This window comes from Novosphingobium sp. BL-S-20 (assembly GCF_055521635.1).
In genome coordinates, this window is the sequence record NZ_CM145493.1 from 1,417,239 (window position 1) to 1,442,422 (window position 25,184).

The following is a 25,184-nucleotide window of genomic DNA, read 5'->3' on the forward strand; positions in this document are numbered from 1 at the left end:
AGACCCGCGCCGGGATAGCGGCGCGGGTCCGGCAATGACTATTCCGAGGTAGAGGGCCGCCGCGAGCCTATTGGCCCGCGGTCGATTTTCAAACGGTCTCTTACAAAGTGCCGCGAAGCGTAACCGTGACGTTGCGCGGCGTCGCATAGCGGGCGCTGCCGGTGGCCAATCCGGAATAATAGGTCGCGTCGAAGACATTATCCAGATGGGCGGTCAGCGACAGGCGCTCGGAGAAGCGATAGCTCGCCATCAGGTCGAGCGTGGCGAGACTGTCCTGGGTGTAGAACACGCCGTTCGGCCCCGCATACTCGGCGCGGGTCCGGCCCTGCCATTGCAGATTTCCGCCCAGCGTCAGCCCGTCGAGATCGCCCGACAGACGGTAGGTGGTGAACATCTTGAAGCTGTTCTTCGGCACTTGCGGGAACTGGCGAAGACCGTCGCGATCTTCCGCTCTGGCATTGGCGAAGCCTCCCGCCACGCGCCAGCCGGGCAGGACTTCGCCGTTGACTTCCAGCTCGAATCCGGACGACTTCATGCCCGATACCGCGTGGTAGGCCGTGCTGCCGTCCGGCAGGGTGATGGGGCCTTCATCGGCCACGGCGTAGTTGTCCTGCTTCATGCGGAAAACCGCCGCGCTGGCGCTCAGCTTGCCGTCGAAAAAGTCCGCCTTCAGGCCTGCCTCGTAGGTGTTCCCTTCCAGAGGCGCCAGCATCTTGCTGTTCCGGTCGCGATAGGTCTGCGGCTCGAACACGCTGGCATAGCTGACATAGGCCGAGATGACTTTGTTGAAGTCGAACACCAGACCGGCATAGGGGGTGAAGACCGCCTTTTCGTTGAGTTCTGGCGTGTAAGTGCCGACGCCGGAAGTATCCTCCGAGTAAGTCTCCTGTTTCCACCAGGTGAGCCGCCCGCCGACGATCACCGAGAGCGGTGCGATCGGTTTCAGCCGCGCCACACCGGCGGCGGAACTGGTCTCGATCCGCTTACCGGTACCGCCGCCCGTAGGCGCCAGATCGGGCTTGAGGGTCTGGCCGTTCTCGAAGAATTCGAGCGCGTTGATCGACTTCATGTAGTCCGGGCCGTCCCACCAGCCCGGATAGAGCGGCCCCTTGTCGTCGAAGCGCGTATGGCTGAGCGTCAGCGCAACGTGCTGTTCCTGACCGAGCGCCTCGAAGGTGCCCCGCAGATTGGCGTAGACCGCATCGAGCTTCAGGTCGGATGCCCAGCGCGTGGAATAGAGCGTGCCGCCAAGACCCGTCTGCCTGTCGATCGCGTTTCCGAAGAAATAGCCGATCGTCTCGTCGTAGGAGCCGGACTTGTGCTCGGCGTCGATCTCCAGGTTCCAGTTGGGGTCGAAGGCATGCTTGAGCGAGGCGAACACATTGGTGCTCTTGCGCCGGAAGTCCGACCAGTCGGCGCCGCCGTTGGTGGAGCGGGCGAAGTTCGTTTCCGTGCCATCGGTATAATAGATGGGCAGACCGCCGCGCGAGGCGCCGGTGTTGCGGAAGTTCTGATATTCCACGCCCGCCGTCAGCAGGGTGTCGGGGGTCAGGTCCGCCTCCACGACACCGTATAGGGCGTGGCGCTTGACATGCTCGCGGTCGATGAACGTGTCGTTCTCCTGCCAGGCCCCGGCAAGGCGCGCGCGAATCCGCCCGTCCGAAGTCAGCTTGCCGCTCAGGTCGCCTTCCAGGCGATACATGCCCCAGGACCCTGCCGTGGCCGACAGGCTAGCGCTATATTCCGTGCCCGGACGCTTGCGGATCATGTTGATCGCCGCCGAAGGCTGGCCGGTGCCCGTCATCATCCCTGCCGAGCCGCGGATCACCTCCACCCGTTCATAGGCGATGAGATCGGCGGTATCCTCGGTGAAGCCGTAGATATTGGCCGGTCGTGCGATACCGTCCACCAGGTAGTTCTTGATCGCGAAACCGCGCGCCGTGTAATTGGTGCCGTCCGTGCCGAGAGCGCTGGTACGGTTGGTCTGAACCCCGACGATCTGCTCCATGACCTGGGAGATGTCGAAGAGACCCTGCTCCTGGATCCGCGCGCTATCCAGAACGGTCACCGACTGCGGCGTTTCCCGCGAGGACAGGCTGAGGCCGGTCGTTTCCGTCGAGCCCGTCACGACAATGGCGTCTGGATCAGGGTTTTCGGCAGCTGTTTCAGCATGGGCGGCGACGGACAAGAAGCTGAAAGCCAATACCGACGCCACGGAACAGCGCGTGCGAATTCTTACTCTGACGGACATCCTGCGGCCCCCTCATGATGGTGCTTTCGGAGAATCCCGGCACCGACTGCGGGCGGCAGCTAATGCGACTGATTAGCATATGCAACAACTTGGAAACATTTTTGTTACGGAATTTTCACTTGCGCTCCTGACGCAGACATTCGCATCGCCTCAAAGACCCAAGGGGTGGCGGGCGCAGTGCCCGCCACTCCTTCAAGTTGTTGCCCCGATCAGAACGAGAAGCGGACCCCGATCCGGCCACCACCGCCGCGCCGACCCGATCCGGTTTCACCGTTGGCCTCTACGAAGCCGGACAGACCGTGCGAGGTCGCCACGTTCACGCCGAGGCTGCCGCGCACGACATCGGCCAGGGCCAGGTTCCCCAGCCCCTCGCTCGCTCCGCCACTGAACAGCGTGGCGCCCTTCTTGCCGTCGAACTCGTGCAGGTAGTGCACGCCGCCGTAGAAGGTCGCATTGCCGCTGGTCCCGCCGAAACGGGCGCCGAACGTGCCGCGCAGGCTCTGGCCATTGGCGAAGGCCACCTTCTGATCGAGCACCGACACATCGCCGAGATCGATCCGCGCCCATGCGAGCTGAGCCGAAGGCTCCAGGAAATAGGCCCCCTTGGCCAACCGCGCGCCCGCTTCAAGGGCGCCACCGAAAGTCGTTCCCGAGAAGCTGTCGCGATAGTCCAGCCCCCGATCGGAGGCCTTGAGATGATGGAACTGGACGTCCACCACGCCGTTCACGAAGAAGGCGCCGCTATGGTAGCGAGCATAGCCGCCCACATCGAAGCTGTCGGCCGATACCCGCGCCGACGAGCCGGCGAAGTTGACGGCCGAGGAGACATACCCGGCCATGGCGCCGAAGACCGGCGCCGCCGTGTCCTGGATATCACCCAGATCGTAACCGAGGCGCGCCTCGACGTCGTTCTGATTATAACCGACCTGCATGGCACCTTCGGAAGCCGCCTGCCCTTCGAACCCGCGCACCTGACGGATGCGGCTGACCGCGCCCGCGAAACTGCCCCACAGACGCTTGCCGCCCAGTACCGGCCCGTCGCGAAGGCTGGCGAAGTGGCTAGTGAGGGTGGCGATGCCCTTGTTCCAGCTATTGGCCATCGTTTCGTTGAGCTTGGCGAAGCGATAGATCGGCGCGCCGGCCCTGCTCGAAAGCTGATACTGCCGGTTCGCGGCATCGTAACCGATATCGTAGTGCACGAAGCCGAAGTCGGCGGTGTCGAGAGTGAAGGCATTGGCCGAGGACCCGGCACCGACATCGACCAGCCCCAGCGCCGCCTTGCCTGTCAGCACCGCCTTGGCGTCGTCGAGGTCGGTCAGGACGATAGCGGTCGAGCCGGTCGCCGCGCCCTGCACGGTCAGGTGGTCGGCCGCACCCTTGCCAATTTCGAGAGCGATCCGCGCCTGGCCCGATCCGACATAGTCGCCGGTCAGCACCAGCTTGTCCCCGGTATGGCCATTGACCATGTCGATCGTGCCGCCTGCGTTCTCGAAGCGATCGAGACCGAGGAAGTTCACGGTTCCTGCCTTGGTCGCTCCCGCCAGCACTTTGACGATGCCGCTATTGACGAAACGGTCGGTGCCACCCGCAAAGTCGCTGTCGCCGCTCACGGCGAAAGTGCCGCTGTTGACGATCAGGTCGTCGCCGTCGCCGAGCAGGACCCTGCCCGCCAGCGTCCCGCTATTCGTCAGGTTTAGCGTGCCTTCCGCCAGTCGCACCGCATAGCCGGTTCCGCCGGTGATGGTTCCCACATTGTCGATCGTGACCGTCGGCACCGCAGCAGCACGGAAGCCGATGCCGATGCCGCCGCCCTCTTCACCTTCGGAAGGCGGAGCGACGTAAGGACCGACCGCCGATACCACGAGGGCATCGGTGCCGCCGGTGATCGACCCGCCCTTGACGAGCGCGACCGAGACGTTCTCGCCGGTCAGGTTGACCGCCTCGGCTTGCGAGACGACCTGGCCCCGCACCGTGAGCGAAGCCTGCTCATGCGCCTCGCCGCGAATGGCATTGCCGTCGGCGGCGCTCACGTTCGCGGCATCGATAACGAGATTGCCCGCAGCACGCGCGCGGATGCCGATCGACCCCGCGCCGGTGACTTTAACCGTCCCCGCCTTGACGAAGACCGAATGGTCGGGCGTTCCGGCTGCCGGAGCATCGGGCACGGCCAGCGCAGCGGCGGATTGCGGCACGAGGAACGGGATCAGGACATCGAGCGGAGCCTGGGCGAAGATGCCGTCGGCCTTGTCGCCCGTGGTCAGGACGTTCTGTGCGTCGATCGAAACGCTGGTGTAAGGCCCCACCGCCGTGGCGTGGATGGCGCTGGCATGATAGCCGCTGGTGGCGACGTCCGCGCTGCTGATGCGGACATTGCCGACAAAGCTGTTGCCGATAAGGCCATAGGCATAATCGCCCGAGGTGCTCACCGACTTGCGGTTGTCGATCACATTGTCGCCGCCGACGGTCGTGGCCTGGACGCCCATGGCGAGGTCGCCGGAAGTCTTCACGTTGCCGGTTATGGTGACCTGCGAATTGCCGCCGTTGGCATTGGTGTAGATCGCCTTGCCGAATTCGCCGGTCGTGGTGATCCCGCCGGTTTCGACCGTCACGTCGCCAAGCCCCGCCGTGGCGAAGATACCCGATCCGCCCGAAGTCACCGTGCCGACGGTAACGCTGGCATTGCCGACATAGGCCGCGGCGCCGATGGCGGCACCGCCCTCACCCACGGTCACGCTGTTCGCGGCGATGGCAAGGCTGCCGTGCTCGCTCGTGACCATGATGCCCGAGGCGCCGTAGCCGCTCATCGCGATCTTGTCGGCCTGGATCGCCGCGTCGCCGTCGAAGGCGCTGACGAGGATGGCGGTCTGCCCTTCGCCCGAGCCGGTGATGGTTCCGGCCGTCACCGTGGCATTGCCGTAGGCGGCCAGCGCGTCGATGCCCTTCGAGCCGTTCCCGGCCAGCTCGATTGCCTTGACCGTTACCGAAGAACTCAGGCCACCGGCGCGGATACCGTCGGACTGTTCGCCGGTCGTCGTGATGCTGTCCGCCTTGACCGCGACATGGCCGTATTGCGACAGGGCGAAGACGGCAGGCGCATGATCGCCCTGCGTCGTCACTGAACCGGCATCAATGCTGACGTCGCCGTAAAGGCTGGCCGCGTTGATGCCGAAGGCGCCGTCCCCACTCGTCGTGATCGCTCCCGTGGTGACGGTGATGGCATCCGTCCCCAGAGCGTAGATGCCGTTGGAGCCGATCCCGCTCGTGTCGATGCTGTCCGCCTCGATAGCGATGCTGCGATCGATGTCGGAATAAGGGTCCAGCATGAAGGAAATCGCCTGGATGCCGTCGGCGTAATCGCCGCTGGTCGCAACCGATCTTGCCTTGACCGAACTCGCACCGTCCCAGGCTGCCGACAGGATGCCCGCCGCCCGGTATCCGGTGGTCGCCAGTCGGTCCACATCGATGGCAATATCGCCGAAGCTGGAGGAGGCATCGATGCCGACTGCCCCGCGCCCAAACGTCTCGACGCTGCCGGCCTTGATGACGACGTTTCCGTCGGTGGTATTGGCAAGAATACCTTCGGCGAAAGTCGAGTGACGCCCGCCGCCGAGGTCGCCGCTGGTCACGACCTTGTCGACCGTGATCGACACATCGCCCAAGGCCCCTTGCGCGGCGATCCCGCGCGAACCGCCGCCCGTGGTGATGACGGTGCCAGCCGTGACCGTGACCGAAGCGCCGCCGTCCAGCGACAGCCCCATCGCGACGATGCCGTCGCTGTGCTCGCCCGCAGTGGAGACCGTGCCGGTGGACGTCACCTCCACCGGCGCCGCTGCAGCCTGCGCCAGAATGCCTACGGCATAATCGCCGCGCGTGTCGACCGATCCGGCCACGACATGGGCGCTCTGACCCTCGCCGAAGGTATAGGCGCCGATTCCGGTCGCATTGCCGCCGGTCGTCGTCACCGTGTCCGCCGTCACATCGACCTGGCCGTAGACGCTGTAGGCGACGATGCCCTGGCTGCCGAAGCCGCTGGTCTCGACCTTACCGGCATCGACCTTGACGTCGCCGAGCGACAGGGCGCCGATGCCGATCGCATCGTCACGCCGGGTCTTCACCGCATCGGCGCTCACCGCCACCGTGCCCTGGCTGTAATTGATGGCATAGATGCCATGCGCGCCCTGGCCTCCGGTGGAGACCGTACCGGCATTCACCGCGATATCGCCGCTGAAGGTCACCGCATGGATCGCTTCCGATCCGGCGCCGAGGGTCGTGACCTTGTCGGCATCGACCACGACATTGCCATAGCCGCCCGCGTAGATGCCGAAGGAAGCATCGCCGCGCGTGCTGAGATCGCCCACCGATACGTGGGTGGTCCCCGCATCGGAATAGTTGAGCGCGACGATGCCGTGCGAATAGAGACCGTTGGTGCTGACGTGATCGGCAGCAATCGCGATATCAGGAACCACCTCAAGGTCGCTGTAGACCAGATTGGTTCGCGCGAAGATGCCCGTGGAATTGTCGCCGCTGGTGCGGACGGTATCGGCGATCTGCACGTCGATCGCGGTGCCCACGGCGGTCACGCCGGTCGCATCGTCCTCGGTGCCATACCCGCCTCCGCTGGTGCCCACGACATTCGCCCTGACCGTGGTGATTCCCGAAGAATAGGCGACGATCCCGCGCCCCGAGCCGCCCCAGGCATAGGCATAGTCGGCATCCACGGTCGCATTGCCGCTGCCGGTCTCGACATGGATGGCGTCGGAGCCGAGACCGTAAGAATAGACGCCCCCGGCCCGTACCGCGATGTCGCCCGCGCCGGTATTGGCGCGAATGCCGGTCGAGGCCTCGCCCATCGTCGAGACGCGGTCGGCATGGATGGAGATGTTCCCGGCCATGCCCGCGTCGACGGCGATGCCGTCCGCACGGTAGCCCGAGGTGGTGAGACTGCCGGCATCGATGTCGATATCGCCATCCCAACCGGAAACCTGGATGCCCCGGCTATGAGCCCCGCTCGTCTCGATCGTGCTTCCCGCAGCCGAGACCTTGATGGCGCCGCCGCTGCCGGTGACGCTGATGCCCGCAACCTGCTCGGCCGTGGTCGAAACCAGCGTCTCGGGCGAGAGCACCAGGGTCAGGTCCTGCGGCTCGGTGGAATCGACCGAATAGGCGATGCCATCGGGATAGGCTGCCTCGTCGGGCGAGCAGACGACGGCTCCCTCGACCGGCGCACCGCAAGTCGGGACGGATTTCGCCTGGACGCTGGCGGGCGCGGCGACCAGCAACATGGAAAGCGCGCCGAGGCTGGTGCCAAGGCTGAGCCGCGCAGGCAGACGGCGTGTTCGATCGGAAGTATGCAGCGAAGAATGGGCAGAAACGTAAGGCGTCATCAAGGCGTCTCCGGTCTGACCGGCGCCATCGCGGTGCCGGTAGTGCCTTTTTTGACGCCGCCCTCACTCCGAGGCCTTGGCCGCTTCGCGTCATTTTCATGACGAAATTCCGATTTGCAGAAAAAATCCGTTTTCGGCGATTTTTGCCCAAGGCTGGCGCTTCGGCATGGCGTCTTACAGTTCGATGACGGTTCTCGCGCGCGCAGTGTGCGCGATCCCGTACCTGCCTTGAGGAAAGATCGATGCCCAAAGCGAAGTCCCGAACCGGCAGTCCTGCAGCAGCCGGGGAAACCATCGAGCAGGCAGCAGGCGGATCGCCGGGCAGCGGATCGCCGGGGAGGGCCTCCGCACCGGGCGAGGCACCGCCCGCGCCGGAACCCGGCGCCTCGCGCATCAGCGTGTCGCGCGGCCTTCACGCCTGGCTGGCCGCAAACGGCACGAGCCTGGCGTTCTCGTCCTATCAGACCGGCCAGCTGTTCCTCGTCGGCCGCCACCCCAACGGTACGATCTCGTTCAATCAGCAGAATTTCAGCCGGGCGATGGGTCTGGCTTGGACCGGCGGCCGTCTCTATCTCGGCGCGCTCTGCCAGGTCTGGCGCCTGGAAAACATGCTGAAGCCCGGCGAAACCGGCAACGAAATCTTCGACACCGTTCTCGTCCCCCGTAACGCGCAGACGACGGGTGACGTCGATATTCACGAACTCGGCGTGGACCGGGAAGGCCGGGTCCTGTTCGTCAATACCAAGTACAGCTGCCTTGCGGCGCTGGACCTGACCGACAGCTTCCGCCCGGTCTGGAAGCCGCCGTTCATTTCGAAACTGGCGCCCGAGGATCGCTGTCACCTCAACGGCATGGCAATGGCCGACGGCGCCCCGGCCTATGTCACCGCTGTCAGCCGCTCCGACGTGCTCACCGGCTGGCGCGAGCGTCGCCACGAGGGCGGCGTGGTAATCGAAGTCGCGACCGGGCGGATCGTGACCGACCAACTGTCCATGCCCCATTCGCCTCGCGTGGCGGGCAGGCGCCTCTATGTGCTGGACAGCGGACGCGGGCAGATCGTCGAAGTGGATCGCACGACCGGCGCCAAGCGCGACATCGCCTTCTGTCCCGGCTTCCTGCGCGGCATGTCGATCCATAACGGCCATGCCATCGTCACCGTTTCGAAGCCGCGCGACGGCACGTTCAAGCATCTCTCGCTCGACGGCGAACTCAAGCGCCGCGATGCCGAGCCCTGGTGCGGCATCCTGATCGTCGACCTGAAGACCGGCGACACCGTCGAGTGGATCAGGCTCGACGGCCATATCACCGAACTGTTCGACGTGACGGCGATGCCCGGGGTGCGATGCCCGATGTCGATCGGGCCGGACACCGCGGAAATGCGCGGAACGATCACCTTCTCGCCTGAAATCCGGCCGTTCTCGTCGCTGTCGGCAGCGGCATGACCGTGCTGCGGCACGGATTGACGGAGAAGCCCATGTGCATTCTTAACGTCGATCGTATCGGGGGCTGAGCCGATGCACATGGGGGGTAGTGTCGGTGAACGGAAAGTGACAGAGCCAGGTGGGGGCCTTATCGAGACATTCATGCTGCATCGTGCGCCGATTTCACGCTTCATGGCGCTACGCTGCGGCGAGGATGCCGAGGATCTCGTCCAGGAACTGTGGATCAAGGTCCAGCAGGTCGATGCCTGCGTCGATCGGCCACTGCCCTATATCTACCGCATGGCCCATCGGCTGGTGCTCGATACCCGGCGCGGCGCTTCGCGGGCGCGCGACCGCGACTTCGCCTGGAGCTTTGCCAGCGGTCATCTGGAGGGCACGGAAACACCCGTGGCCGAACGCTCGCTGCTGGCGCGCGAGCAGCTCGACCGAATCGACAGGACGCTGGGGGAACTGGGCGCCCGCGCCGCCCGGATATTCCGGCGTTACCGCCTCGACGGGATCGAGCAGCGGCGCATTGCCGCCGAACTCGGCGTCAGCCTCAGCACGGTCGAAAGCGACCTGCGCCGCAGCTATGCCGCGCTGTCGAACCTGAAGGGCGAGCACGATGACGCCTGAACTTGCGGAGGAGTGCCTCCCATGACCCGTAACGACAGTTCTCCGGAAAATATGGCCGTCGTGTGGACCATCAAGGTCGACGCTCCCGACTTCGAGGATTGGCCCGAACTGGAAGCATGGCTGGGGAAGTCTCCCGAAAACGCTGTCCTGTTCGACCTTGCCTGCCGGCGCCTCGCGCAGGCAGAGGACGTCATCGCCTTGCGGGACCCAGCCGAGCACTTGCGGCTGGTAACGCCGAGCGAAGACCGGCTTTCCCCTTCCCCGACAAGGCTTGATCGCTTGCAGTCCCGGTGGCGGCCGATCGGCCTTGCCGCATCGATCGCGGCTGTGTTGGCAATCGGCTATGGTATCTTCGAAAGACCGGCCAGCGAAGGCATGCAACATATCGCCACCCGTCCGGGCGAGTTGCGCACCATCGAGATGTCCGATGACAGCCGGGTCCTGCTCAATGGCGACACCCGGATGGCGATCGCCCCGCGCCGGGTGGAAATGAGCCGGGGCCAGGCCAGTTTCACCGTCATGCACGACAGCGCCAATCCGTTTTCGGTAACCGTGAAAGGCGCTGTCATCCGCGACCTGGGGACCCGTTTCGACGTGCATGTGGCCGAAAAAGGAACGGAAGTCGCCGTTGCCGAAGGGCTCGTGCAGATCGAGGCGGCGGGCGCCACCGTTCTCGTGAAGGCCGCCGAACGCACCTTCATTCCAAGCGGCCGCCCACCGGAAGCTCCCGAGCCGCTCGATCCCGGCACCGTATCGGGATGGCAGACCGGATTGCTGACATTCGAGGACAGCAGCTACTCCGAAGTGATCGCGGCGGTGAAACGACGAACCGGCCTCGCGATCATGCTCGCCCCCGAACTCGAAGATCGGCGGTTTGCCGGAGCGTTGACGGTGAACGGATCTCCCGAAACCGTGATGCAACGGCTGGCGGCGACGCTGGACCTCCATGTCCGGCACCGGAGCGACGGCTGGATTCTGGAACGATCGTCTCGGCGTTCCGGCCGATGATCCGGACGCCTTGACCGCCCCGCGCCGTCTCTTTCGCCGGCTGGTCGCGCTGGCGCTTGCGGCGGCCTGCCTGCCAAACCTCGCGATCGCCGGGGAAAAGCAAAGGCCGCCGATCAGGATCGCGGTACGCGCCGGGCCGCTCTCGCGTGCCATCGCCCAGATCGCGGCGCAATCGGGCGCGAGTATCGGTACCGATCATCCCGACTGGCTGCGCCGGCCGGTGGCGCCCATGGTTCTGACCGGCACTGTCGAAACCGTGCTGGCCCAAGTGCTCCGGGGCACCGGCCTCATAGCGATGCGGACCGGACCGCTGGGGTGGCGCGTGATCGCGGCGCCCCCGGAACTCCCCCGGAAGCCGCGCCGTTCCTCCTCGCCCCTACCTCCTGTTCCTTCGGCGGAAACAAGCGACATCCTCGTCACCGGCAGCAAGGTAGCGATCGAACTGTCGGATTTTCCGGGGACGGTCGAAGTGATCGAGGCTGCCCAGCTCGACCGGATGCCGCGCAATCAGGGCACGCTCGCACTGGCCGCGCTGCATTCCACCTTGTCCTCGACCCGCCTCGGACCCGGTCGCAACAAGCTCTTTCTGCGCAGCATCGCCGACAGCAGCTTCAACGGCAGCAGTCCCGCGCTGGTCGGGCAGTATCTCAACGATCTACGACTGACTTATGCCTCACCGGACCCGGACCTGCGGCTGCACGATATCCGTCAGGTCGAGATCCTCGAAGGCCCCCAAGGCACGCTCTACGGCGCAGGCTCGCTGGGCGGAATCCTGAGAATCGTTCCGCGCGCACCCGAACCATCGGCGTTCGAAGGAGCAACCTGGTCGGGTCTTTCGGCCACGGCACATGGCGGTATGGGCAGCGACGGGGGCTTCCTCGCAAACCTCCCGCTGACGGAAAGCGCCGCGCTGCGAACGGTCGCCTATGCCGAACACAACGCGGGGTTCATCGACGATGTCCGCAGGAGACAACACAATGTCAATGCCAGCGACGTCGTCGGCCTGCGCACGGCGCTGCGGCTGGAGACGCAAGGCGGGTGGCAGATCGATCTCACCGCGATGGGCCAGAACATTCGCAACGCCGACGCCCAATATGCCGAAGGGAACATCGGTCGCCTCTCAAGGGCAAGCGCCGTTGCCCAGCCCTCGTTCCATCGCTACCGCGCGCTTTCCTCGCTGGTGAAGCACGATTTCGGCGGAGCCAACCTGCAATCGACGACCGGACTTATCCGCCAGCATTACGGACAGGTCTTCGATGCCACCCAGCCGGGCGACGATCCCATCCGGTTCGAACAGCGGGATCATGTCTCGCTGATATCGAACGAAACGCATCTTTCGGGACGCACCACGACAGGCGCCTCCTGGCTGCTGGGCGTGGCCGCATTGCGGTCGGAAAGCCGGGAAGTTCGCGGTTTGGGGAGCGACGACGATATGGCCAGCCTCGGCACCATCCAGTCGCGTGTCACTGAAGGCACGGCTTTCGGCGAATTCGGCATCCCGCTATCGCGGGCATGGAAGTTCACTGTAGGGGGCAGGATTTCCGCCGTCACGCTGGGCGGGCGCGCCAGGGGACCGATCGCCAAGCCCGTGGACGGAGCCTTGCCGAACTCGGGCCAGGCCAGCTGGCAATGGCTGGCCACACCTTCCCTTGCGCTCGATTGGCAGGCGATACGCGGCCTTTCCCTCTATTTGCGCCATGCTGGAGGATATCGACCCGGCGGACTGACGATCGGCGCGGTGCTGGAACGGTTCTCCCCCGACCGGATCGCCACTACCGAACTCGGCCTGCGCTACACCTGCCACTGCACAGTCCGCCTGCATTTGGAGGGGTCGGTCTCATCCAGCCGCTGGACGAACGTTCAGGCCGATTTGCTGGACGGACTGGGACTGCCACACGTCGCCAATATCGGCGATGGGCGCGTGGAAACGGCCACCGCTGCGGCCTCGCTCTCGCCTTTGGCGGGGCTGGAGATCACGGCGAGCGGATTTACCAGCCACAGCTATCTTAAAAGCAGCGAGGAAAGCATCGGCGGCGTTACCGAAGGCCCGCTCCCCAATGTCGCCCGCTATGGCCTGACCGGATCGGTTCGCGGCCAATGGAAACTGGCGAAGACGACGCTACTCGATCTCGCCCTGCGCGGCCACGCGGTCGGCCCGTCGATCCTCGGCGTCGGCCCTCAGCTGGCGCACAGACAGGGAGACTATCGCACCGTCTCCGCCGATGCGCGATTGAGCCTGCGCGGGCTGGTCCTGAATTTCAGCGTCGAAAACCTCTTCGACGCAAAGGGCAATCTTTTTGCGCTCGGCACGCCGTTCACGATCGCCACCGGACGGCAACGCACCCCGCTCCAGCCACGAACCGCGCGGCTCGGCGTCGAAATGCGATACTGAAGAAGGCTGGTGGCAACGAGCCGGACAGGGGCGATCACATCCTTGTCCGGATTTATCCATGGCCGGCTACGGCAGGCCGGGTCTCGGGGATTTTCACGAAGACCGGCAGGACGCAGGCCGCGACGACCGCGATCATCACCCCTGGTGCGGCCTGCCAGCCGGTGCCCGCGACCAGCAATTGCGCAAGCAGCGGTGCCAGGCCGCCGAATACTGCCGTTGCCGCCGTCGCCCCCAGCGCAAGGCCGGAGAGGCGCCCTTCGCCGGGGAACTGCTCGGCCGTCGTCACCGCGCCCACTGCGCTCACCGCTCCGCCGAGAGAGGCCAGCAGCAGCGCCCCGATCAGGGCCGCGCCGTACGACCCCCCACCCATGGCCGCAAAGGAAGCCGCCGGCACCAGTACGGCGAGTACGCCAACGCAGAGCAGAACCGGACGGCGGCCGATACGGTCGGACAATGCGCCGACGAAGGGGGTGACGAAAATCACCATGAATGCCGCCGCCGTGGAAAGCCAGAGCGCCTCGCGTTCGGTCATGGCCCCCTCCCCCGTCACGAAAATCGGCACATACGTGATACCGACATAGTACGTGATCGAGCCGAGCGCGGAAATGGCAAACCCGCGCGCAATCGCGGCACGGTGACGAACCAGAACCTGCTGCAGGGGCCGTTCTGGCACGCTGCGCCGAACGATCTGACGCTCGAATTCCGGGGATTCCTCCAGCGTGGCGCGGGCCAGCAGCACCAATCCGGCCAGCACGGCGCCGAACAGGAAGGGAAGGCGCCAGCCCCATGCATCAAGCACCGCAGGCGCAAGCAGGCCGACTACCAGCGCCGAAACCCCCGCTGCCAGCAGCCCGCCCAACTCGCTTGCGGCAGCAGCGGCAGAGGTCACCAGCCCGCGCCGCCCGCTATGCGCGCCCTCCATCAGATAGGCGACCACCCCGGTATATTCGCCGCCAACCGAAAAGGCCATGACGCAGCGCAGCGCCAGCAGGTGCCAGCCCGCAGCCGGGCCGATCGCGGCATAAGTCGGCATGGCGGCGGTCGCGAGCATGGCGGCCGTCATCAATGCCATCGACAGCAGCATCATCCGCCGCCGCCCATGCCGATCTCCGACATGCCCGAAGACTGCAGCCCCCAGCGGGCGCATCAGATAGGCCACGGCAAAACCGCCAAGCACGGCGGCAAGCGAGCCTTCGCCGCCACCGAAAAACACCCGCGACAGAACGGTGGCAAGATAGAGGTAGAGCGTGAAATCGTACCACTCGACGATCGTCGAAAAAGCCGCGATCGCCATCGAGCGCCTCGACAGTGTCTTCGGCTCGCAAGGACGACCGAAAGAGGCGGCGTCCGCTTTCATCGATCCTTGCGACCCGCGCGATTTCCCAGCAACATGAAGGCTATGATACGCGGACTGCCGGACATGGCAAATCGCGAAAGCCGAACCGCCTATCCGGCTCCGTTAGAGAGATTGTCCCGCAGCGCTTCCGCCGCTGCGCATGCAGCCAGCCAGCGGCGGCGATCGGCCTGGGCATCCGGCAGGGCACGATGTGCAGGCGGCCCGGTTTCTCCCGCGGCGACTTGCGCCAGAACTGCATCGACCGCCGCGCGCCGCCCGTCGTCCGGGATCGCGTCGCCCAGAATGAACGCCACGTTCCGCGCGATCATCTCCCCCGTCCGGGACAGACGCAGCCGATGCTTGGGATAGCCCGCACCGCACAGCAAGGCATTCAGCCACTTGGCATCCCAGGACGGCGCACTGGCGTGCAGATCGTGATCCGAAAGCTGCTCGACCATGCGCCGGGCGACCTGCTCGTGCGGTTCGCCGTCACTTTCCAGCAGCGAAAGCGGAATGCCGTGGATCGCCTGCGCCTTTGCATCCCAATCGGTCCAGCCCGGCGCGGGCCGGATCAGATGGCTTTCGCCGCGACCGTCCTCGAAAATCCAGGCCACCTCGATCGGATAGCTCCGCTTTGCCAGCGACGAAGCCTCGAAATCCAGGAACACCCGCATCGCCGCCGGACCTCAGGAGCGCGCTTTTGCCAAGCCACCCTGAAGTTCGGGAAAGCATTCGCGGGCAAGGCTCTTCCACATCGGCTCGACCGCATCCTTCCAGTCACCGTAACCATAAAGGATCAGGGTACCGTCATGACGTGCCTCGAACGACATGAGCGGGCTGGTCGGCGTGTCGGTTTCTTTCACCACGCGGAAATCCACCTTGCGACCGAAATCGACCGAGAGGTTCTCGCTCACGCCGACATCGTCGAATTCCGTTTCGACGCAAGCAGCGACTTCCCCGATCGGACGATCGGAATGCGCCTTGATCGACGCGGAGACCGAAGGCATCGCAGCCGAAAGCATGATGGCGGCAAGAAACATGGCGCGTTGATACCACGAGTGGACAGATGGCCCAAGGGCCGCCGCTCACAACCTCAGGAATCGGTCCCGAAGAAATGGTCGATGACGTCGCGCGCCAGCCGCGCCGGCTTGAGCGTGGCGGCATCGAGGCAGCACCAGCTGGACTTCACTTCGGCCAGGACTTCCTCGCCGCGCTTGATGACGGTTTCATAGAAAGCCCGCGCGCCCTGAACCTTTTCCAGGAGCACGGTGGCGATCACGTCATCCCCCAGGAAAGTGGGCTTGCGATAGGTGATCTCGTGCTTGAGCGCGACCCACAGATGCTGCCCTACCACATCGGTCGGCGCGATGGCGCGCCAATGATCGAGAACCGCGTCCTGCACCCACTTGAGGTAGCTGGCGTTGTTCACATGGCCCATGAAGTCGATGTCGGCTGCATCGACGCCAATGCGGAAGTCGTGGGGAATCGCGGTGCTCACGGTATGACTCTAGCAGAACTGCGACCGGCGCAGCAGACAAATCTCTCCGATTTCGCCTAGATGCGAATTATTGCAGAGCCGCGACACCCTCCGGCATTGGCCCGGCATCGGCCCGGCATTGGCTACTCTGTCCGGCACGGACCGCCACTCGTTTCAAGCCACGGGCAGAAGCGGACAGAGTGCCTTTCTTACAGTGACTTGGCCATGTTGAGGTGTGCCGTCACGGTCGGCACGAGTTCCTTGGCGAAAGCCTGAAGCGATGCGACATCGCCATTGGCCGCATAGGCCTTCAGCGTCGCCAGCGCGGCCTGATGGGCCTCGACTTGCGCCTTGGCGTAAGCCGCGTCGAAATCGGCGCCGGTCAGTTTGTCCAGCGAATCGACGGTCTGCTTCTGGGCATCGCTCAGCCCGGCATAAGGCACGATCGCCGGCGAGAGCTGGCCGGCAATGCCCTTGAGCTTTTCGGTCGAAGCAGTGTGCGCTTCGATCATCTTGTCGGCAAAGCGCTTGACCGCCGCCGACCGGCCCTTGGCCAAAGCGAGCTTGGACGTCTCGATCTCGAAGGCATCGCCACCGGCAGCGGCATTGGCAAAGGCTTGCGAAGGGCTCAGGGTTGCCGTTCCCAGCGGCACGTCAGCGCCCGGAATGGCACCGGGAACTACGCCCGTCGACGTCGCTGTGGCCACGTCGCTGGGCGCCGGAGCCTCCTTCTTGCAGGCCGTCAGGGCGAGCGCGGCAAACGAGACGGCGAAAAGTACCCGATGCTTCATGGTGATTTCCTCTTCCAGACTATGCCTGTTCGAGAACCAACTTCTCCGCCGCGCGTTCCCGGACAAGTTGTTGCCGATCATCCCGAGCGGCAGCGCGCCCTTTAACGGTCAGGAGCACCACCATGGGAATCCTCGGAAACATCTTTGACAAGGTCTTCCATCGCAACAAGGCGCAGGCCGCTCCTGCGCCGGGCGCGGTAGACGTGCCACCCCCGGCCGCTGAGCCAGCCGCAGCACCGCAACCTGCCGCCGAACCTGTCGATGTCGGTGCCGTGCTGGAGGAAATGGCCTCGATGAAGGACGACCACGGCGGCAACTACAAGACCTCGATCGTCGATCTGCTAAAACTGCTCGACCTCGATTCCAGCCTCGCGGCTCGCAAGGAATTGGCGGACGAACTCGGCGTTCATGCCGGGGCGGACGGATCGGCGGAGCAAAACATTGCCCTGCACCGGGCGGTAATGGACAGCCTCGCCAGCAATGGCGGTGTCGTGCCCGACAGTCTCCGCCAATAAAGCGGCTTCTCGGGGCGGCCGAATGGATTTGAACAAAATGGCCCAGCGCTGCGTCGGCAGTACTTGGAATATCGGCATATTCTTTCGTCCTGCCTTCTGAGGCTGAGCCATTTTGCCTCAAACCTCGATGGTGCGGTTTATGAGTTTACGCCCTAGTTCCTCAGCATGTTCCAATCGTCATCGCCGCCCTTGGCCCGCAGCACGTCCAGCGCGGTCTGCACGTGGATCGCCGCAAGGTCCTGCCCACAAGCGTCGAGACGACCCACTGCTTCCTGAAGCAAGGCAGCGATACTGCGCAGTTCGAGGACAAGCTGCTCCTGATTGGTGAGTGCCATGCAGAACCGTCTCCCCCCTTCCCTTGCGGGGAAGCTAGGCGATTGACGGCGCTTCACCAAGAGGAATTACGTATCATCCGAGCGAGGATTCAGGCGACGCGCACGGCCCGTTTCAGATAGTCGTGCATCAAAGTCATCCCCTTCACCGTCAGACGAAAATCGCCACTTGGCTTATCACGGAAGACAAGCCCTTCTGTTTCAAGCACATTCCCCCATCGCTGGGCCGTGCTCGCCGAAAGCTTGCCCAAGTCGATCTCACGCATGCCGGATTGTGCTATGTAGAGTTCCAGAAGCATGTCCCAGGCCGGATCTCCGAAGAAATCGACCCCGAACATCTCATCCCGCAGCCGCCGGCAGCTGCGGATGAATTCGGCCATCGGCACCAGATCGGCAGCGGTCGTCCCATCGTCCGGAGCGGTTTCTGCATCCTTTTTCAGCAACCGGCGTGCAAGAACCGCCAGCTTCGGCGCGATGCCGGCACCTACCCGCAGTTTCCTATTCATTGCCCACGCTTCTCGATTCCACGGTAGCCGTTCATGCTGCAACTGCGAATGAAGGAAGCCCGACGGGCTGACAACGGTGCAGCAGCAATCGATGGCAGGAATTCAAAAAGTTAATCTTGAACGACGATCCATCCGGATCACCGCCGCCGGGCTGCCGCGATCAGCGCGTAAGTGGTGATCCCGCTGAGCGCCAGGGCAAGGACGAAGCCTGCAACCGCGCCCCATTTCGCGCCGACTGGTCCGAACAGGAAACCGCCGATCACCAATCCGATCAGGGGCAGAACAATCAGGGCGAGACAGCCGATCGCGAACACGGGTTTCTCCTTTTCCGGTCAGGTGCCGACCGCCAGCGCGAGATACAAGCTGATCGTGGCCAAGGACAGGACGGTCGATATCAGCACCGCGCGCGAAGTGATCCCCGCCTCCCGGCTATGGAACTCCGCGACCATGAATGGTCCGGTTCCGGTCGGCAGCGCCGCCAGCAGAACGCAGGCATGGGTGAGCGAGGGCGCCAGCTGGAACACCCGATCGGCCAGCAACCAGGTCCCAAATGGTTGCCCGACGAGCTTCAATGCAACGAGCAGCCCGATATCACCCAAGGGCGCCCCTGCACTCTCACGTTTTTCGCCGAGAAACAGGCCCAGCGCCACCAGCGCGCAAGGCGATGCAGCGCCGCCCAGCAGTTTGAGGAAACTGTCCAGCGGAATCGGCAAGGCAATGCCGGTCACGAGAAAGAAGGCGCCCAGCACCGGCGCCAAGAGCAGCGGGTTGCGTGCCAGCGCACCTGCAACTTTCACCAGCAGGCGTCCCGAGCTGCGCCCCGTATTGCGCTCCGCCTGGATTCCGATCTCGATCAACACCAGTGCAACCGCGAAAAGCACGCAGACGGTAAGGATCGTGGCGATCAGGGTCGGTGCCAGCCCGGCCTGGCCCAGCACCGCAAGCGCAAGCGGAAAACCGACGAAGCCGGTATTCGCATAGGCCCCATTCAGCCCGTCAATCGCGGCATCGGCGAGATGACGGTCACCACGCAACCGCAGCGCAACGGTCACGGCAAAGACCAGCGCCGCGCCGAGGCCGAAGCTGGCGACGAAGGCGGGTTGCCAGATATCGCTCCAGCGCGCTTTCGCCACGATATCGAACAGTAGCGCGGGCAACGCGAGATAAACGACGAAACGATTGAGTTCGCTGGTTGCCTGCGGCCCGAAGATCGCCAGCCGCCGCGCGCCCCAACCGGCGAAGATGAGGGCGAAAATGGGCAGGACGATGATGAGAACGGACAAGACGCAGACCTGACGTGGAGATTACGCCCGCCGACTAGGCTTCTCGTTCAATGCATTCCAATGCTTTTCAATGTTTGCATTCATGCCTAAACCGTATCAATGGTTGAAATCCGGCAATTGCGCTACTTCGTCACTCTGGCCGAGACGCTCCATTTCGGCCGCGCGGCAGAACGGCTGCACGTTACCCAGCCGCCGCTCAGCCGACAGGTCGCCGCGCTGGAGAAGGACCTCGGTGTGCGGCTGTTCGACCGCCATTCGCGGCGGGTGCGCCTGACCCACGCCGGGGAGCGCTTCCTTGCGGACAGCCGCGCGGTGCTGGTCGCATTCGACGAAGCCTGCCGCAATGTGCGGCTGGTCGAAGCAGGCGAACTGGGCGAACTGACCGTCGGCTTCATGATGCACGCCGCCTACGGCAGCGTACCGTTGCTCACCCAGCGCTTCGTTTCGGCCCGCCCTCAAGTGCGACTGCACTTGCGAGAAATGCTCCCTTCCGAGATTCCCGCCAAAGTGCTTAACGGCGAACTCGACGCCGGGATCACCTTCAGCCCGGAGCCGGTGCGGGGATTGGCCTCGGTGGTGATCCACCGCGAACCGCTCTGCCTTGCCCTGCCCGCCGGACACGCGCTCTGCGCGGAAACGCTTATCACGGCAGACATGCTGGCACGCGAGCCGATCCTCGCCTCTCCGGCGGCGATCACGCCCACTTTGCGCAAGGCCATTCTCGCATTCTTCGCGCGGGCCGGCGCGGAACCGGAAATCCGGTTGGAAACGCAGTTGCAGCAGACGATCGTCAGCCTCGTGTCCGAAGGCATCGGGCTGGCGCTCGTCCCCGCTTCGCTCGACCGGCTGCGCATGGGCGGTGTCGAATTCCGCCCGCTGGAGCAGGCCCCGGCCATCGAGCAGGTGCTGGTCTGGCGTTCTGCCAATCTCAACCCGGCCCTGCCGCATTTCCTCGTGGCAGCAGGGGTAGCGACAGGAGACGGGGCATGAATTCGCCGCTGGCGCCGCGCTCCGGATTGGAACACAAGCCCCGCATGTCCCGATCCCGCCTGAAAGTGTTCTTCGACGGCGGCTGCCGCCCCAATCCCGGTCCGATCGAAGCTGCCGTAGTGATCCGGGGCAAGGCTCATATCTTCACCGACCTCGGCCTGGGCGACAACCGCGATGCCGAATGGAGCGCGCTGATCCGCGCCCTCGAACTCGTCCAGTCACTCGGTCTCGAAGGTGTGGAACTCATCGGGGATGCTGTAGAGATCGTCCGGCAGGCGAATGCCGCCCTCAGGCGCGGCGAAGCCCGTAGTCCGCACGAGGCCGCGTTCCTGGCCGTGGCGGCGAAGGCGCCGCCCGCCCGCATCCGCTGGATCAAGCGCGAGCAGAACCTTGCGGGCATCGCCCTTGCCCGCCGTCACCCGAGGTAACCTTGATGGACGAGCGGAAACGCCTCGTGATCGAGGGGAGCCGGATCGCCGACATCCCTTCGTTCTACGGCGAGATCAACCGCGTCTTCATGTCGGATGAAAACTGGACGCTGGGCGAGATTCTCGATGCCCTGGACGATCTGCTCTACGGCGGATACGGCGCGGTCTTGGGGGCTGAAACCGTCACCGTGGTCTGGCGAGACATGGCCGCCAGCCGCGCCGCACTGGGTGCCGAGACGACGCGGCGCTTCCTTGAGGAACGGCGCAAGCTGCGCCCTATGTTCAACGGCACCGCCATTGCAGACCAGCTGGAGGCGCTCGCTGCCGGACGGGGGACGACCTATTTCGACATCGTGATGGACATCTTCGCCGCCCATCCCGCAATCGCAATCGTCCCCGCTTAACGCCTCAGTGCAGCTTGAGCCGCGGCCGGACGATGCGGTTCATGTGGCTGATGACGATCATCGCCGAACCCTTGATCCAGCCATGGATCGCCAGCAGGTGCATGCGGTAGAGCGAGAGGTAGATGAAGCGCGCCATGCGGCCTTCCACTGCCATACGCCCGCCGACGAGGTTGCCCATCAGCGTGCCCACGGTCGAGAACCGGCTCAGCGACACCAGCGAGCCATGGTCCTTGTAGACGAAGTCCACCAGCGGCTTGCCCGCCATCAGGCGCTTGAGATTGGCGAAAGCGGTATCGGCCATCTGGTGCGCGGCCTGCGCGCGCGGCGGCACCGGGCGCTCGCTGTCGGGCAGCTTGCAGAAGGCACAGTCGCCGATCGCGAAGACGCGCTCGTCGGTCTCGCTCTGGAGTGTCGGGCGCACCACGATCTGACCCGAGCGAGCCTGTTCCAGCCCGTCGAGACCGTCCGCGATCGGCTTGGCCTTCACGCCCGCCGCCCAGACCTGCAAGTCCGCATCGATCCGCTCGCCCGAGCGCATGACCATTCCTTCCGCCGTCGATTCCACCACCGGCGTATCGACGAGCACGCGCACGCCCAGCGTCTCCAGTTCGGCGCGGGCTGCCGCTGCCAGCCGCTCCGGCAGGGCGGGCAGGATGCGCGGTCCGGCCTCGATCAGCGTCACTTCCAGACGGCTGCGGTCGAAGACTTCGAGCCCGTAGTAACCCAGCGCATCGGCCGCGTTGTAAAGCTCGGCCGCCAGTTCGACGCCAGTGGCGCCTGCCCCGACGATGGCGATCCGCACCCGCGCGTCGCTGGCGGGATTATCCGCCATCGTTCGCGAGACGCGCAGGCACTGGTCGAGCAGCTTGTCGCGAAAACGGTCGGCCTGGTCGCGGCTGTCGAGGAAGGTGCAGTTCTCCGCCACGCCGGGCGTGCCGAAATCGTTGGTGACCGAACCAAAGGCCAGCACGAGGTAATCGTAGCGGATCTCGTGCGCGGCAATGACCTCGCGGCCCTTCTCGTCGTTGATCGGCGCAAGGCGGACGCGGCGGTTCTCGCGGTCGATCCCGGCCAGCGAACCGTAGAAATAGCGGTAACCGAAGCGGTGGCAGTGGCTGCGATAGCCCACTTCGTCGAGATTGGCGTCGAGCGAGCCGGTGGCGACCTCATGCAGCAACGGCTTCCAGATATGGGTGCGCTTGCAGTCTACCAGGATGATGTCGTGGTGCTTGCGCCCGTAATGCGCGCCCAGTTTCGCCGCCAGTTCAAGACCGGCCGCACCGCCGCCGACGATCACGATCTGGGTCTTGGCCGTCTGGGTAACGACTGTTGCTGCGGGTTCCTGGGGCACTTCGACGCTCCTCGCGCATGATGGGGGGAAATGGAGCGAAGGCGGGAGGGGCAATCACACCCAGCCGCCGACAGGCCGCCTCTGGAGCATTATGCTGCATTGCACAAGAGTGTTGCTCTCGCGTAACGATATATAAGCCCCCCCAAACTGGATCGTCGAGAGCGCGAATGCGCCGCCTGCACGCCGGAATCCGACATCAGCCGTTTACCTGCGCCGCACTTGCGCTAAATGCTTGGCTACGATGTTCAGAAACGATGACGGCAAGCAGAAGCTGCCCACCCTTCACGATGTCGCGGAACTGGCAGGGGTTTCCGCGATGACCGTATCGCGCGCGCTGAACGGCAAGCCGCGCGTGAGCGCCAAGGCGCGCGAGGCTGTCGAGAAAGCCGTGGCCGAGCTGGGCTATGTGCCGAACACATCCGCCCGCATGCTGGCAGGCCGCACTTCGCGGCGGATCGCCCTGCTCCACAGCGAGAGCATGACGTCCGCCTATCTCGGCGAACTGCTGCTGGGCGCGCTGAACGAGGCCCCGGAGCGCAACGTCCACCTCACTGTCGAGCAATGCCCGCCCACGCCTTCCGCGGACGATCTGGTCGCGCAAGTCGCCGACGCCCATGTCGCCGGAGTAATCCTGGCGGCGCCGCTCTGCGACTGGCCGGAGCTGCTGAGCGGCCTCGAAGCCGCCGGGATCGCCGTCGTCGCCGTGGTTCCGGACGAGGAACGCGAGGGCATCGCCTCGATTTCCACGGACGACCGCCGCGCAGCCTACGAGATGACCAGCCACCTGATCGCGCTGGGCCATCGCCGGATCGGTTTCATCGGCGGCAACAGCCGCCACCGCAGCAGCACGCGCCGCCGTCAGGGCTATCTCGAAGCGCTAGCCGCACACGATCTGGCGGCGGACGACCAGCTCATCGCCTCGGGCGACTTTTCCTATCGCTCGGGCCTGACCGCCGCCGAAGCTCTGCTCTCGCTGCCCGAGCGGCCGACCGCGATCTTCGCCTGCAACGACGACATGGCCGCCGCCGCGATCACCATTGCCCACCAGCAGCGGATCAACGTACCGGGCGAAATCTCGATCTGCGGCTTCGACGATACGCCGCTGGCCGCCGCGATCTGGCCGAGCCTGACGACGATCCGCCAGCCGATCCGGGACATGAGCCGCAACGCCATGGCCCTGCTCTGCCAGCGGCTCTGGCCCGACGATCCCGAGACACCGCACAACCCGCAGCGGCTGCGCCTGCCTTTCGAACTCGTTCGCAGACAGTCGGACGCGATCGCCCTGATCCACTGATCCCCGGCGCAACCGTCAGCGCCTGCCTATTCCCCACACCGTCACCCCCCCATACCGTCACAAGGAACCCCATGCCCCCGCTTCTTGGCATTCTTGCCGTCCTCGTCCTCGTTGTCGCGAACGGCTTCTTCGTCGCGGCCGAGTTCTCCCTGGTGGCGGTGCGCCGCAGCCGCGTGGCGGAGCTTGTCAACACGGGCCGGATGAACGCCAGGGCGCTCCAGCGGGCCATCGACAATCTCGATGCGAACCTGGCGGCGACCCAGCTCGGCATCACGATTTCCTCGCTGGCACTGGGCTGGATCGGCGAACCGGCGCTGGCCCATCTGATCGAGCCGCTACTGGGTTTCTGGCCGCAAGGCCTCGCGACCATCAGTTCGCACGCTATCGCCGTGGCCGTGTCCTTCGTGCTGATAACGGCGCTGCACATCGTTCTCGGCGAACTCGCACCCAAGAGCCTCGCACTCCAGCGCAGCGAAAGAACGGCGCTCTGGGTGGTCCGACCGCTGGGGCTGTTCCTCTTCGTACTGCGCCCGGCGATCGCGGGACTAAACGGTCTCGGCAATCTCGTCCTGCGGATCGGCGGCCTCCAGCCCGGCGCGACGGAAGAATCGCTGCATTCGCCCGAGGAACTCAAGCTGCTGGTCGCCGCCAGCCACGAGGCCGGGCTGCTCCACGATGCCCAGCAGGAAGTAGCCGAGCGCCTCTTCACCCTCGGCGAGCGGAGGGTTGCCGACATCATGACGCCGCGCGTCGACCTCGACTGGATCGACCTGGAGGACAGCCCCGAGGAAACCCTGACGGTCCTGCGCGCTTCGTCCCACGAACAGCTTCTGGTCGCGCGCGGGGATATCGACCAATTCGCAGGCATGGTGCTGAAGAAGGACCTGCTCGACCAGGTACTCGACGGCAAGCCGCTCGATCCCGAGGCCGCCGTCACCAAGCCCCATGTCGTCCATGAAGCGACGCCGATCCTAAAGCTGCTGGATCATTTCAAGACTTCGCCCGTCCGCCTCTCGATCGTCGTCAACGAATATGGCGGGATCGAGGGCATCGTCACCCAGACCGACCTGCTGGAAGCGCTTGCCGGCGAACTCGCCGAAGCGGAGGGCGAGGATGCATCGATCACCGTGCGCGAGGACGGCTCGCTGCTGATCGATGGTCTGATGCCGATCCACGAGGCCTTCCGCAGCCTCGGCTGGCGCCCGCCCGCCGGGGATGTCGACTATCACACGGTCGCGGGATTCGCGCTCGAACAGTTCGGACATTGGCCCCAGGTCGGCGAGAGCTTCGTCCATGACGGTTGGCGCTTCGAAGTCGTCGACCTCGACGGGCGCCGCATCGACAAGTTCCTGGTCAACCGGGACGTCAGCCGGGCCGACTGACGG

22 protein-coding genes are annotated in these 25,184 nt (G+C 64.9%); 10 read left to right on the forward strand and 12 right to left on the reverse strand.

Annotated features, from left to right (window positions below):
• Positions 1 to 100: 100 nt before the first annotated feature.
• The gene (locus ACZ1II_RS05860) at positions 101 to 2,128 is read right to left on the reverse strand and encodes a TonB-dependent siderophore receptor (protein WP_465143480.1); all 2,028 of its coding nucleotides are present in this window, start codon (positions 2,126 to 2,128) and stop codon (positions 101 to 103) included.
• Between the two features lie 332 nt (positions 2,129 to 2,460).
• Entirely contained in the window at positions 2,461 to 7,635 is a 5,175-nt protein-coding gene (locus ACZ1II_RS05865) for a hypothetical protein (RefSeq protein WP_465143481.1), read from the reverse strand.
• A gap of 242 nt (positions 7,636 to 7,877) precedes the next feature.
• Here ACZ1II_RS05865 and ACZ1II_RS05870 point away from each other — a divergent pair, with 242 nt between their 5' ends.
• The 4 genes from ACZ1II_RS05870 (at position 7,878) to ACZ1II_RS05885 (ending at position 13,092) form a co-directional block, all read left to right on the forward strand.
• Positions 7,878 to 9,077, forward strand: coding sequence for a TIGR03032 family protein (locus tag ACZ1II_RS05870; RefSeq protein ID WP_465143482.1), 1,200 nt, complete (start codon positions 7,878 to 7,880; stop codon positions 9,075 to 9,077).
• 141 nt (positions 9,078 to 9,218) lie between these two features.
• Positions 9,219 to 9,692, forward strand: a complete 474-nt coding sequence (locus ACZ1II_RS05875) for an RNA polymerase sigma factor (RefSeq protein ID WP_465143483.1) — start codon at positions 9,219 to 9,221, stop codon at positions 9,690 to 9,692.
• A 21-nt stretch (positions 9,693 to 9,713) separates the two neighbouring features.
• Complete coding sequence (locus ACZ1II_RS05880; protein WP_465143484.1) at positions 9,714 to 10,700, forward strand: FecR family protein; 987 nt, start codon at positions 9,714 to 9,716, stop codon at positions 10,698 to 10,700.
• Positions 10,639 to 13,092, forward strand: a complete 2,454-nt coding sequence (locus ACZ1II_RS05885) for a TonB-dependent receptor (RefSeq protein WP_465143485.1) — start codon at positions 10,639 to 10,641, stop codon at positions 13,090 to 13,092. Before ACZ1II_RS05880 ends, ACZ1II_RS05885 begins: the two co-directional genes overlap by 62 nt.
• Before the next feature lie 52 nt (positions 13,093 to 13,144).
• On the opposite strand, the gene ACZ1II_RS05890 is transcribed toward ACZ1II_RS05885, so the two are convergent.
• From ACZ1II_RS05890 to ACZ1II_RS05910, 5 genes are all read right to left on the reverse strand, one after another.
• Complete coding sequence (locus tag ACZ1II_RS05890) at positions 13,145 to 14,386, reverse strand: MFS transporter (RefSeq protein WP_465143486.1); 1,242 nt, start codon at positions 14,384 to 14,386, stop codon at positions 13,145 to 13,147.
• Positions 14,387 to 14,538: 152 nt separating this feature from the next.
• Entirely contained in the window at positions 14,539 to 15,102 is a 564-nt protein-coding gene (locus ACZ1II_RS05895) for a 3'-5' exonuclease (protein WP_465143487.1), read from the reverse strand.
• Positions 15,103 to 15,114: 12 nt separating this feature from the next.
• Positions 15,115 to 15,468 (reverse strand): hypothetical protein, encoded by a 354-nt coding sequence (locus tag ACZ1II_RS05900; RefSeq protein ID WP_465143488.1) that lies wholly within the window; start codon positions 15,466 to 15,468, stop codon positions 15,115 to 15,117.
• A 53-nt stretch (positions 15,469 to 15,521) separates the two neighbouring features.
• On the reverse strand, positions 15,522 to 15,926 hold the full coding sequence (locus ACZ1II_RS05905) for an acyl-CoA thioesterase (protein ID WP_465143489.1): 405 nt from the start codon (positions 15,924 to 15,926) through the stop codon (positions 15,522 to 15,524).
• Positions 15,927 to 16,114: 188 nt separating this feature from the next.
• Positions 16,115 to 16,696, reverse strand: a complete 582-nt coding sequence (locus ACZ1II_RS05910) for a DUF4142 domain-containing protein (RefSeq protein WP_465143490.1) — start codon at positions 16,694 to 16,696, stop codon at positions 16,115 to 16,117.
• Between the two features lie 122 nt (positions 16,697 to 16,818).
• Here ACZ1II_RS05910 and ACZ1II_RS05915 point away from each other — a divergent pair, with 122 nt between their 5' ends.
• The gene (locus ACZ1II_RS05915; protein WP_465143491.1) at positions 16,819 to 17,211 is read left to right on the forward strand and encodes a DUF3597 domain-containing protein; all 393 of its coding nucleotides are present in this window, start codon (positions 16,819 to 16,821) and stop codon (positions 17,209 to 17,211) included.
• 152 nt (positions 17,212 to 17,363) lie between these two features.
• Here ACZ1II_RS05915 and ACZ1II_RS05920 read toward each other — a convergent pair whose 3' ends face one another.
• From ACZ1II_RS05920 to ACZ1II_RS05935, 4 genes are all read right to left on the reverse strand, one after another.
• Positions 17,364 to 17,546 (reverse strand): hypothetical protein, encoded by a 183-nt coding sequence (locus ACZ1II_RS05920; RefSeq protein ID WP_465143492.1) that lies wholly within the window; start codon positions 17,544 to 17,546, stop codon positions 17,364 to 17,366.
• An 89-nt stretch (positions 17,547 to 17,635) separates the two neighbouring features.
• Positions 17,636 to 18,049, reverse strand: a complete 414-nt coding sequence (locus tag ACZ1II_RS05925) for a hypothetical protein (protein ID WP_465143493.1) — start codon at positions 18,047 to 18,049, stop codon at positions 17,636 to 17,638.
• 137 nt (positions 18,050 to 18,186) lie between these two features.
• A complete protein-coding gene (locus ACZ1II_RS05930) occupies positions 18,187 to 18,363 on the reverse strand; it encodes a hypothetical protein (protein WP_465143494.1) in 177 nt (58 codons plus the stop codon).
• Positions 18,364 to 18,381: 18 nt separating this feature from the next.
• Positions 18,382 to 19,332 (reverse strand): AEC family transporter, encoded by a 951-nt coding sequence (locus tag ACZ1II_RS05935; protein ID WP_465143495.1) that lies wholly within the window; start codon positions 19,330 to 19,332, stop codon positions 18,382 to 18,384.
• A gap of 99 nt (positions 19,333 to 19,431) precedes the next feature.
• On the opposite strand from ACZ1II_RS05935, the gene ACZ1II_RS05940 reads away from it, so the two are divergent.
• Genes ACZ1II_RS05940 through ACZ1II_RS05950 form a run of 3 tightly spaced genes read left to right on the forward strand, consistent with a single transcriptional unit; the run spans position 19,432 to position 21,154 of the window.
• Positions 19,432 to 20,322 (forward strand): LysR substrate-binding domain-containing protein, encoded by an 891-nt coding sequence (locus tag ACZ1II_RS05940; protein WP_465143496.1) that lies wholly within the window; start codon positions 19,432 to 19,434, stop codon positions 20,320 to 20,322.
• Positions 20,319 to 20,750, forward strand: coding sequence for a reverse transcriptase-like protein (locus tag ACZ1II_RS05945; RefSeq protein ID WP_465143497.1), 432 nt, complete (start codon positions 20,319 to 20,321; stop codon positions 20,748 to 20,750). The genes ACZ1II_RS05940 and ACZ1II_RS05945 overlap by 4 nt, the downstream gene beginning before the upstream one ends.
• Positions 20,751 to 20,755: 5 nt before the next feature.
• The gene (locus ACZ1II_RS05950) at positions 20,756 to 21,154 is read left to right on the forward strand and encodes a barstar family protein (RefSeq protein WP_465143498.1); all 399 of its coding nucleotides are present in this window, start codon (positions 20,756 to 20,758) and stop codon (positions 21,152 to 21,154) included.
• 4 nt (positions 21,155 to 21,158) lie between these two features.
• Here ACZ1II_RS05950 and ACZ1II_RS05955 read toward each other — a convergent pair whose 3' ends face one another.
• On the reverse strand, positions 21,159 to 22,505 hold the full coding sequence (locus tag ACZ1II_RS05955; protein ID WP_465143499.1) for an NAD(P)/FAD-dependent oxidoreductase: 1,347 nt from the start codon (positions 22,503 to 22,505) through the stop codon (positions 21,159 to 21,161).
• A gap of 241 nt (positions 22,506 to 22,746) precedes the next feature.
• Here ACZ1II_RS05955 and ACZ1II_RS05960 point away from each other — a divergent pair, with 241 nt between their 5' ends.
• A complete protein-coding gene (locus ACZ1II_RS05960; RefSeq protein ID WP_465143500.1) occupies positions 22,747 to 23,799 on the forward strand; it encodes a LacI family DNA-binding transcriptional regulator in 1,053 nt (350 codons plus the stop codon).
• A gap of 71 nt (positions 23,800 to 23,870) precedes the next feature.
• Entirely contained in the window at positions 23,871 to 25,181 is a 1,311-nt protein-coding gene (locus ACZ1II_RS05965; RefSeq protein ID WP_465143501.1) for a hemolysin family protein, read from the forward strand.
• The last annotated feature ends 3 nt before the right edge of the window (positions 25,182 to 25,184 follow it).

Coding starts and splice junctions, on each gene's coding strand:
- ACZ1II_RS05865 (WP_465143481.1), bottom strand. CDS start 7,635: ATGACGCCTTACGTTTCTGCCCATTCTTCGCTGCATACTTCCGATCGA.
- ACZ1II_RS05870 (WP_465143482.1), top strand. CDS start 7,878: ATGCCCAAAGCGAAGTCCCGAACCGGCAGTCCTGCAGCAGCCGGGGAA.
- ACZ1II_RS05875 (WP_465143483.1), top strand. CDS start 9,219: ATGCTGCATCGTGCGCCGATTTCACGCTTCATGGCGCTACGCTGCGGC.
- ACZ1II_RS05880 (WP_465143484.1), top strand. CDS start 9,714: ATGACCCGTAACGACAGTTCTCCGGAAAATATGGCCGTCGTGTGGACC.
- ACZ1II_RS05885 (WP_465143485.1), top strand. CDS start 10,639: ATGTCCGGCACCGGAGCGACGGCTGGATTCTGGAACGATCGTCTCGGC.
- ACZ1II_RS05890 (WP_465143486.1), bottom strand. CDS start 14,386: ATGGCGATCGCGGCTTTTTCGACGATCGTCGAGTGGTACGATTTCACG.
- ACZ1II_RS05895 (WP_465143487.1), bottom strand. CDS start 15,102: ATGCGGGTGTTCCTGGATTTCGAGGCTTCGTCGCTGGCAAAGCGGAGC.
- ACZ1II_RS05900 (WP_465143488.1), bottom strand. CDS start 15,468: ATGTTTCTTGCCGCCATCATGCTTTCGGCTGCGATGCCTTCGGTCTCC.
- ACZ1II_RS05910 (WP_465143490.1), bottom strand. CDS start 16,696: ATGAAGCATCGGGTACTTTTCGCCGTCTCGTTTGCCGCGCTCGCCCTG.
- ACZ1II_RS05915 (WP_465143491.1), top strand. CDS start 16,819: ATGGGAATCCTCGGAAACATCTTTGACAAGGTCTTCCATCGCAACAAG.
- ACZ1II_RS05920 (WP_465143492.1), bottom strand. CDS start 17,546: ATGGCACTCACCAATCAGGAGCAGCTTGTCCTCGAACTGCGCAGTATC.
- ACZ1II_RS05925 (WP_465143493.1), bottom strand. CDS start 18,049: ATGAATAGGAAACTGCGGGTAGGTGCCGGCATCGCGCCGAAGCTGGCG.
- ACZ1II_RS05940 (WP_465143496.1), top strand. CDS start 19,432: ATGGTTGAAATCCGGCAATTGCGCTACTTCGTCACTCTGGCCGAGACG.
- ACZ1II_RS05945 (WP_465143497.1), top strand. CDS start 20,319: ATGAATTCGCCGCTGGCGCCGCGCTCCGGATTGGAACACAAGCCCCGC.
- ACZ1II_RS05950 (WP_465143498.1), top strand. CDS start 20,756: ATGGACGAGCGGAAACGCCTCGTGATCGAGGGGAGCCGGATCGCCGAC.
- ACZ1II_RS05960 (WP_465143500.1), top strand. CDS start 22,747: ATGTTCAGAAACGATGACGGCAAGCAGAAGCTGCCCACCCTTCACGAT.
- ACZ1II_RS05965 (WP_465143501.1), top strand. CDS start 23,871: ATGCCCCCGCTTCTTGGCATTCTTGCCGTCCTCGTCCTCGTTGTCGCG.